This window comes from Rhodoferax sp. (genome assembly GCF_030646845.1).
Lineage (GTDB): Bacteria > Pseudomonadota > Gammaproteobacteria > Burkholderiales > Burkholderiaceae_C > Rhodoferax.
On the sequence record NZ_JAUSLE010000083.1, the window covers coordinates 18,646 to 27,065 of the forward strand.

Below are 8,420 nucleotides of genomic sequence, written 5' to 3' on the forward strand. Positions count from 1 at the left end.
GCGTGGTGCGAAGACGGTCTTAGATGAAGTCGAAGCCACAAAATTGGCTCAGTGCTGCGCTGTCGGCTTCGGTGGATGCGGCCTGGCTGGCCAGAAAGGCGGCTACTTCGGCCTGGGTCGGAATACTCGATTGCGCGCCGAGCCTGGTGCAGGCCAGGGCGCCGGCGGCGCTGGCCAGCCGCAATGCGGGTTGCAGCTTGTGTCCCTGACTCAGGGCGGCGACCAGAACGCCGCAGAAGGTGTCGCCCGCGCCGGTGGTGTCCAGGGGCGTCACCTGAAAGGCCGGCTCAAAGGAATACACACCGTCCAGGCGGGCGCAACAGCCGTGGTGCCCCAGGGTCACGACCACGCAGGGCACTGCAAGGCGCGCCAGGCAGTGCGCAATGCTGCCCTGATGATCGGCGACGACAGCCAGTTCGCCCTCGTTCACGATCAGCACATCCAGCAGCGCCAGTAGCTCGGCGGACAGAGCTTGTGCCGGTGCGGCATTGAGAATGACCTTGACGCCGCTGGCCCGGGCCGCCCTGGCGTAGGCCGTCACAGACGCCATCGGTATTTCGAGTTGCAGCAGCAGGTGGGTGAAGCCCTCCAGCGATGGCAGGTCGGTGGCACGCAAGGCGAAATTGGCGCCGGGTGCGACGGTAATCGCGTTCTCGGCGTCATCCGACACACAGATGAAGGCCGTGCCCGTGGCCTGGTCCTTGACGCGCACGACATGCATTTGCACGCCTGCACCTGTCAACGAGGCTTCCAGCGGCGCGGCATACGCATCGTCGCCCAGTGCCAGCAGCATGTGTGTGGTGGCTCCACCGGCGCGCGCGCAGGCCACCGCCTGGTTGGCACCCTTGCCACCGGAGAAAGTCTGGAAGTCCCGTCCCAGCACCGTTTCACCCGGAGCCGGGATGTGGGGGGCGCGGACGACGAAGTCGAGATTGGCTGAGCCGGCAACAAGAATCATGGCTGAATCCATTCAACTGGCATTGACGATCAATGCGACCTGACCCGATTATGGTTACCAAATTAAACACCGCTGGATACGAGCGCTGATAAAGTGCGGGGCCTTGGAGATTTTATGAAGCAGCTTATTACCGGTTTTTTGTCATTGCTGATGGCGGGCGCCTATGCCCAGAGCGGTCCGATCAAGATTGGCGAAATCAACAGCTATTCCAGCATGCCGCAGTTCACCACGCCGTACCGGCAGGGCTGGCAATTGGCGGTCGAGGAGATCAATGCCGCCGGTGGCCTGCTCGGTCGCAAGGTCGAGGTGATTGCGCGCGATGACGCCGGGAAGCCGGAGGAAGCCCTGCGCCATGCGGTGGAACTGACATCCAATGAGAAAGTGGACGTGCTGGCCGGGGGGTTTCTCTCCAACGTGGGATTGGCACTGGCTGATCACGCCGCCAAAAACAAGCGCCTGTTTGTGGCCAGCGAGCCTTTGACGGACGCCATCGTGTGGGAGAAGGGCAACCGCTACACCTTCCGCCTGCGCCCCAGCACCTACATGCAGGCCGCCATGCTGGTGGAAGAGGCCGCCAAACTGCCGGCCAAACGCTGGGCCACCATTGCGCCCAACTACGAGTACGGACAAAGCGCGGTGACCAGCTTCAAGGCACTCCTGAGGGCGAAGCGGCCCGATGTTGAGTTCGTGGCCGAACAGTGGCCGGCACTGGGCAAACTCGAAGCCGGCACCACCCTGCAGGCGATCATGCAGGCCAAGCCCGATGCCATTTTTAATGTGACATTTGGCGCCGATCTGGCCAAGCTGGTGCGCGAAGGCAATCAGCGCAATGTGTTTCCCAAAACGCCGGTGGTCTCCATGTTGTCAGGCGAGCCCGAGTACCTGGATGTGCTCAAGGATGAAACGCCGCGTGGTTGGATCGTGACCGGCTATCCGTGGGACCAGATTGACACCCGTGAGCACGCGGCGTTTGCCGCAAATTACTACAAGAAGTTCAATGAAAATCCCAAGGTGGGCTCGGTGGTGGGCTACGCCACCATGCAGGCCATTTTTGCCGCCATCAACAAGGCAAAAAGCACGGACAACGAAAAACTGGTGGCTGCCATGCGTGGCCTCAAGTTCAGCACGCCGTTTGGCCCGGCCGAGTTCCGCGCCCTTGACCAACAGTCCACCATGGGCGCGTTTGTCGGCAAGCTGGACCTGCGGGGAGGCAAAGGCACCATGGTGCAGTGGCGCTATGCCGACGGCAAGGCTTACATGCCGCGCGATGACTACGTGACGGCGCGCCGGCCAGCGGCTGCCATGAAGTAGATCGACAGGCCGCATCGGCGTCATAATTTGTTTGACCTCAACACTTCGAAAGTCTGTCATTGATGGGACCCAGCGTATATGTCAAGGTTGTCGGCTTCAGGGATGTGGAGCGTCATGCCATCAACACGCTGTTCAGACTGTCACTCGGGCGGCCCACTTCCTATGGCTTGTGGACGCCCGAGGCCCCCGTGGCGCCCCGTCTGGCGCTGATTGACCTCGACGCCTATGAAGCCGGGCTGGCGCTCGCCTCACCGGGCCTGAACCCCAACCTGAAGATGATCTGCGTCGGGCGTGACGCACCGGCCAACGCCTGGCGTACGTTTCAGCGGCCGCTGCACTGGCCCGATGTCGTGCAAGCCATGGACAGCCTGTTTGCGCCCGCGGAAACACTGGATGTCGACATTGATCTGGGGGACGGCGCCGCGGGGGCTGGCGTCCCTCCGGGTTACAAGGTGACGCTGCTGGTGGACCCGTGCAAAGAGGATCGCATGTACCTGCGTGCCCGCCTGGCACTGGCGGGTCACACCGAGATTGCCGAGGCCAGGACCGGCGCCGAGGCGCTGGAGCTGGCGAAAATCCGCCACTACGATCTGGTCATCGTCTCGCTTGATGTACCGGACATGGATGGCTGGGAAATGATTGCTCAGCTGGTGGCGCTGGAGCCAGCGATCGGGAGTGTCATCGTGACCACGACCGACAAGTCCTGGCATGTGCGCGAACAGGCGGAAGCGTCCGGTTGCAGCGGACTGCTGGAAAAACCTTTTGACCCCTTGCAGGTTGTTGAGTTGCTACAAAAAATATAGCATTCTGCGCTTTAAATTCGGGGCTACGGGCCTATTTCATCAAATGTTTTCGGCCATTGACGGGGTGCCGCGCAGGGCGTTGAGGGATTGGGCCAGGCCCGCGTCAACCGGTAGGGGCTCAGCACCCCAGCGCGCCGCCAGCAGTTCAGCACAGAGCACCGAGAAACTCAGTCCTCTTGAGCCCATGCCGGCACAAATCCACAACGTGGGGTTGTCTGTCCGGTACAGCGGCCCGACCACCGGCAGACGGTCGGCAGTGACGCAGCGTGTGTTTTTCCACGCGTTGATGGCGCCAGCGGCAAACTGCTTCGCCAGGGCCTGGGACAGCGCGGGTATCAGTTTTTGCAGCCGCCCGAAGTTGGCGGCGTGGTTTTTTTCGTCTGGCGACTCGGGCTTGTTGTCGGGCTGGTAACTGGAGCCGACGAACCAGGCGAGGCCGGCGTGGGAATCTCCGTCCACTGGCACCGCGGGAATCACACTGCCGGCGCCATTGACCGGAAAAAGCGGGAAAGCCGCATCGGGTTCGCCCTGGTGCAGGGCCCATGACAACTGACCGCGGACCCCGTGCATGGCCGGCAGCTGGTCGACGCGAACGCCCAGTGCAGGCAGGGTCGCCTGCAGAGTTTCAAGCAGTGGCAGTGCACCATTGGCGTTGGCCAAAACCACCCGGTCGGCGCGGGCGAGCACTTGGCCCAGCTCGTCCAGCAGTTCCCATTGGTCGCCGCTGCGGCGAAGGGTGGACACCCGGGCACCCCCCTGAAAAGTGATCCCCGGTTGCGCCAGCCAGGCGTCTACCAGCCGGGCCGGCTTGAGCCACGCCGCGTCCTTGTGCCAGATGTCGGGCAGATCGGCCGCACCATCCAGCTGGCGTTGCAGCGTTCCGGTGGCGTCCCAGTCCTGACCCTGGCGCAGCAGACTGCGTGCCTGGTACAGCATGAGCCGCACGCCACTGCGCGACAGGCGCGACAAGGCGCAGTCGTCGGCCGACACATGCGGCACCACCAGACCCACGGGCAGTCCGGAAGCCCCGGCGGCGGGTTCGTTAGCCTGGTCGAGCACCCGCACCTGCCAGCCGCGTCGGGCCAGGGCGGCGGCGACGCTGGCGCCCGCCAGACCGGCCCCGATGACGGCGCAGGTGCCCACCTCGACGGGACGAGCGGGTGCCGCGTCTCTCGTGTTCTTGATCGTCCAGCGGGGATTGAATTGGCCACCGAGCAAGGCGCCGGCTGGCCCGGTCAGCGGGTCAGTCTGGCTGGCCTGCAGTTCAAAGCCGCACTGCGTCAAATCAGCGCGCAAATCAGAAGCATCAGCCATGGCCACCAGGCGGGTGCCGCGACGACAGCATCTTGCCAAGGCCTTTACCGTCCAGACCGTCCACGGTGGCCCTGAGTCGCGGGCTGGGCCGTCTGGCGCCAGGTAAATCGAATCGGCCACAAACTGCTGCTGCCGCAACATGGCCGTCAAGTCACCCACGCACAGCGTCAACAGAACGTGGCCGCCATCGAGCGTCAAACGGTGAACACCGGGTGCGAGGCCAAACCACTGCGGCGCCAGTTCCTGGGCCACGTCTGCCAGTGCGGGAAACGACGTGGCACAGGCCAGTAATTCTTCAAGCGGGGGTGGCGCGCTGGTCAGCGACACATAGTGCAGGAGGCGAGGTTTGCGCGGATCGTTTCGCCAGGCCTGCCAGGTGGTCAGAAAATGCAGGCCCCGGTCAAACCGGGTGTCCAGGACGCGCCAGGCGCTCTGCTGGCCCCATGCCTGCGGCAGTCCACAAGCCTGCAACAGTTCAGTTGCCGCCGCCTCAGCCATGCGCCGGGAGCCTCAAGGGCTGGGTGGCACGTAGCCCTGCGCGGCGTCGGCACCAGAGCCGAAAAAGTGGTTTTCCATCTGGCGCGCCAGGTACTGGCGGGCCCGCGCGTCGGCCAGATTCAGGCGGTTTTCGTTGACCAGCATGGTCTGGTGCTTGAGCCAGGCGGCCCAGGCTTCCTTGCTCACGTTTTCCCAGATGCGTTTGCCGAGTTCGCCGGGGTAGGGAGGGAAATCCAGACCTTCGGCTTCCTTGCCGAGTTTGATGCAGTTGACGGTGCGTGCCATTTGGAGCCTTTTACAAATTCTTGTCAGGGTTGCGACTTTAGCAAGCTTTCGGTGGCCGTCGGGCTGGCGGGGTTTGGGATTGGCATTTGAAAGCTTGATTTTCGGCGGCGCGCCCCCAGCTACCACGCATGAACGATACCAAACCATTGCCTTCAAAAGTCAATCTGGGCGTCACCCACGTGTTGGCTGATTTGCTGGAACGCCTCGAACACAGCACGGTGCCCGTCGGCCCTGAGCAATATCGCTCGGTCGTGATGCACTTGGTGAACGAGTTCGGCGATGTCCCATCGGGTGCCGCGTTGGGCGCCTTGCTGGACAACTATCCGGCTGCGGCGGAACTGTACGAGAACGTTAACTACGAGGTGGCCGGCCTGTGCCGCTCGTCACTTGAGCTGTCGCTGGCCGCCGAGCGTCAGGCCAAAGCCGTGATCGAGCGCGCCATGCGCCAGCCGAAGTAAAATACGGGTTATGGCAAAAGCTGACACGAAAACTAAAATGCTGGCCGACGGCCTGCGTTACAAATCCAAAGTATCGGGTTCCCCGTTCACGGCGGCAACGTCGTTCGGGGCCGCGACCATGTCGTGCTTTCTGTGTGGCAAGCATCGTGCCCGCTCGCAGATGGTCACGCGCAAGATACTTGGCAAATCCCAGGCGGTGTGCTCGCCATCCTGCAAGGCTGCAGACGAGGCGGCGGCCGGCTGATTCCATGGTGTTTCAGGTCTTGACGGGCTGGCTGGACAACTCTCCCCGCCGCGTTTTTGCGCTGCTCAGTGCCGTTTGCATCGGCTTGCTGGCCTTTGGCCTGTACTTGCAGCATGTGGTGGGGCTGGAGCCTTGCCCGATGTGCATCGTCCAGCGCTACGCTCTTATTTTGGTAGCGCTTATCGCAGGCTTGACGGGGGCTAGCAGCAAGAAAGGCATGCACCTGGGTGGTTCGGTGCTGCTGCTGGCAACGGCTGGGTTCGGCGCCTTTGTGGCGGCCCGGCAAAGCTGGTTGCAGTGGTACCCGCCTGAAGTCGTGAGTTGCGGCCGCGATTTCTACGGAATGATCGAGACTTTCCCGCTGCAGCGCGCCATTCCCATGATCTTCAAGGGGGGTGGTGACTGCTCCAAAATCGACTGGACCTTCCTGGGTGGCTCCATTGCCAACTGGTCGTTCCTGTGCTTTGGCGCGGTGGTCCTGCTGTCCCTGACGCTGATCTGGCGTCTGGTCCAACGCCGCTAAAGCCGGCGGCGCTTCAATACGCTGGCTGGCCCGACGCTGGTCAGGCGTGGCCCAGTTTCTTCACCAGCACCTGGCTTTTCCGGTCCCAGTTGTATTTTCGTTTGCGTGCCTCGGGCAGCCAGTCCGGGTCCACCAGGACGAAGCCGCGCTTGAGGAACCAGTGGGTGGTGCGGGTCGTCAACACAAAAATGCTGTCCAGTCCCGCCGCCCGAGCGCGCTGCTCGACACGCTTCAGCACACGCTCGCCGTCGCCCTGGCCCTGCACCTGGGGCGACACCGTGAGTGCCGCCATTTCGGCGGTCTTGCTTTCGGGATAAGGGTATAACGCGGCGCAGGCAAAGATGACGCCGTCGTGCTCGATCACCGTGTAATTGCCCACGTCGCGTTCGATCTCGGTGCGGCTGCGCTTGACCAGGGTGCCGTCTTTCTCAAATGGCTCGATCAACTGCAGGATGCCGCCCACGTCGTCCACCGTGGCTTCACGCAGGCTCTCCAGTTTTTCGTCCACCACCATGGTGCCGATGCCGTCGTGCACATACACCTCAAGCAGGATGGCGCCATCCACCGCAAAGGGAATGATGTGGCTGCGTTCCACGCCGTTCTTGCACGCTTTCACACAGTGTTGAAGGTAAAACGCGGTGTCGGTGGGCTGGTTGGCTGCCGGCAAGTCGGCCAGCAGCTTTTCGGCGGCGGCCAGCGGCAACTCGGTGTCAATCGGGTTGTCTGCGCTCTCGGGGTCCCTGGGGTGGACGCGAATGCCCGGAATTTCAGTCACAAAAATCAGCTTGTCGGCCTGCAAGGCGGTGGCTACCGAGGTGGCGACTTCTTCCATGGTCAGGTTGAAGGCCTCACCGGTAGGTGAAAAACCAAAGGGCGACAACAGCACCATGGCGCCCATGTCCAGCGTGCGCGTGATGCCCGCCGTGTCGACCTTGCGCACCAGGCCTGAATGCTGGAAATCCACGCCGTCCACAATGCCGACCGGCCGTGCGGTGATGAAGTTGCCCGAAATGACGCGCACCGTCGAGTCGGCCATGGGGGTATTGGGCAGACCCTGGCTGAAAGCCGCCTCGATCTCGTAGCGCAACTGTCCGGCAGCTTCCTGCGCGCAGTCCAGCGCCACCTCATCGGTAATGCGCACGCCGTGGGAGTATTTCGGGGCATGGCCCTTGGCCCTGAGTTGCTCGTTCACCTGGGGCCGAAAACCATGCACCAACACGACCTTCACGCCCATGCTCTGGATCATCGCCAGGTCTTGCGCCAGGTGGTGCAGCTTGCCTGCAGCGATGGCCTCACCGGCGATCCCCACCACAAAGGTCTGGTTGCGAAATTTGTGGATGTAGGGCGCCACCGACCGGAACCAGGGCACAAACGTGAAGTTGAAAACAGTGGACATGCGGGCGAGTGGCAGATGTTGCGGGCGAGAAAGGGACTAAGGGCTGGGATAATCTCCGATTCTCTACGAAGTTATTGCCTTGACCGCTCCCCCCCTAAAAATCGAGTTCCCAGAATCCTTGCCCGTGTCGGGTAAACGCGACGAGATCATGGCCGCGCTCGACGCGCACCAGGTCATCATCGTCTGCGGTGAAACCGGCTCCGGCAAGACGACGCAATTGCCCAAGATCGCGCTGGCCATGGGGCGCGGCAAGCTCAATGGCCCCAAGGGGCCCGACGGCCGCCTGCTGCCAGGCCAGGGGCGCCTGATTGGCCACACCCAGCCGCGCCGGATTGCCGCCAGCTCGGTGGCCAAGCGCATTGCCGAGGAACTCAACACCCCGCTGGGGGATGTGGTCGGCTTCAAGGTCCGCTTCCAGGACCGCCTGAGCCGCGACGCCTCGGTCAAGCTCATGACCGACGGCATTTTGCTGGCCGAAACGCAGACCGACCCGCTGCTGAAGGCCTACGACACCATCATCATCGACGAGGCCCACGAGCGCAGCCTCAACATCGACTTCCTGCTGGGCTACATCCGCCAGATCCTGCCGCGCCGGCCCGACCTGAAGGTGATCGTGACCTCGGCGACGAT

The 8,420-nt window shown here is 62.9% G+C and carries 10 protein-coding genes; 6 read left to right on the top strand and 4 right to left on the bottom strand.

Annotation, left to right across the window (positions count from 1 at the left end):
* Window positions 1-19: 19 nt before the first annotated feature.
* Window positions 20-958 (bottom strand): ribokinase, encoded by a 939-nt coding sequence (locus tag Q7T10_RS19710; RefSeq protein ID WP_304751431.1) that lies wholly within the window; start codon window positions 956-958, stop codon window positions 20-22.
* Between the two features lie 114 nt (window positions 959-1,072).
* Here Q7T10_RS19710 and Q7T10_RS19715 point away from each other — a divergent pair, with 114 nt between their 5' ends.
* Both Q7T10_RS19715 and Q7T10_RS19720 read left to right on the top strand, forming a co-directional pair.
* Window positions 1,073-2,269 (top strand): ABC transporter substrate-binding protein, encoded by a 1,197-nt coding sequence (locus tag Q7T10_RS19715; RefSeq protein ID WP_304751433.1) that lies wholly within the window; start codon window positions 1,073-1,075, stop codon window positions 2,267-2,269.
* Between the two features lie 62 nt (window positions 2,270-2,331).
* Complete coding sequence (locus Q7T10_RS19720; protein ID WP_304751435.1) at window positions 2,332-3,072, top strand: response regulator; 741 nt, start codon at window positions 2,332-2,334, stop codon at window positions 3,070-3,072.
* A gap of 39 nt (window positions 3,073-3,111) precedes the next feature.
* Here Q7T10_RS19720 and Q7T10_RS19725 read toward each other — a convergent pair whose 3' ends face one another.
* Window positions 3,112-4,884: an FAD-dependent oxidoreductase gene (locus tag Q7T10_RS19725; protein ID WP_304751437.1), complete on the bottom strand. Its 1,773-nt coding sequence runs from the start codon at window positions 4,882-4,884 to the stop codon at window positions 3,112-3,114.
* 12 nt (window positions 4,885-4,896) lie between these two features.
* On the bottom strand, window positions 4,897-5,169 hold the full coding sequence (locus tag Q7T10_RS19730) for an oxidative damage protection protein (protein WP_304751440.1): 273 nt from the start codon (window positions 5,167-5,169) through the stop codon (window positions 4,897-4,899).
* 128 nt (window positions 5,170-5,297) lie between these two features.
* Between Q7T10_RS19730 and Q7T10_RS19735 the strand changes: the two genes are divergently transcribed.
* From Q7T10_RS19735 to Q7T10_RS19745, 3 genes are read left to right on the top strand one after another with little or no spacing between them, the layout of a single operon-like run.
* Complete coding sequence (locus Q7T10_RS19735; protein WP_304751442.1) at window positions 5,298-5,627, top strand: hypothetical protein; 330 nt, start codon at window positions 5,298-5,300, stop codon at window positions 5,625-5,627.
* A gap of 10 nt (window positions 5,628-5,637) precedes the next feature.
* Window positions 5,638-5,871 (top strand): hypothetical protein, encoded by a 234-nt coding sequence (locus Q7T10_RS19740; protein ID WP_011464395.1) that lies wholly within the window; start codon window positions 5,638-5,640, stop codon window positions 5,869-5,871.
* A gap of 4 nt (window positions 5,872-5,875) precedes the next feature.
* The gene (locus tag Q7T10_RS19745; protein ID WP_304751447.1) at window positions 5,876-6,394 is read left to right on the top strand and encodes a disulfide bond formation protein B; all 519 of its coding nucleotides are present in this window, start codon (window positions 5,876-5,878) and stop codon (window positions 6,392-6,394) included.
* Between the two features lie 40 nt (window positions 6,395-6,434).
* On the opposite strand, the gene argA is transcribed toward Q7T10_RS19745, so the two are convergent.
* On the bottom strand, window positions 6,435-7,790 hold the full coding sequence (gene argA / locus Q7T10_RS19750) for an amino-acid N-acetyltransferase (protein WP_304751448.1): 1,356 nt from the start codon (window positions 7,788-7,790) through the stop codon (window positions 6,435-6,437).
* Window positions 7,791-7,938: 148 nt separating this feature from the next.
* Between argA and Q7T10_RS19755 the strand changes: the two genes are divergently transcribed.
* A partial coding sequence (locus Q7T10_RS19755) for a DEAD/DEAH box helicase (RefSeq protein WP_304751454.1) occupies window positions 7,939-8,420 on the top strand: 482 nt, incomplete at its 3' end.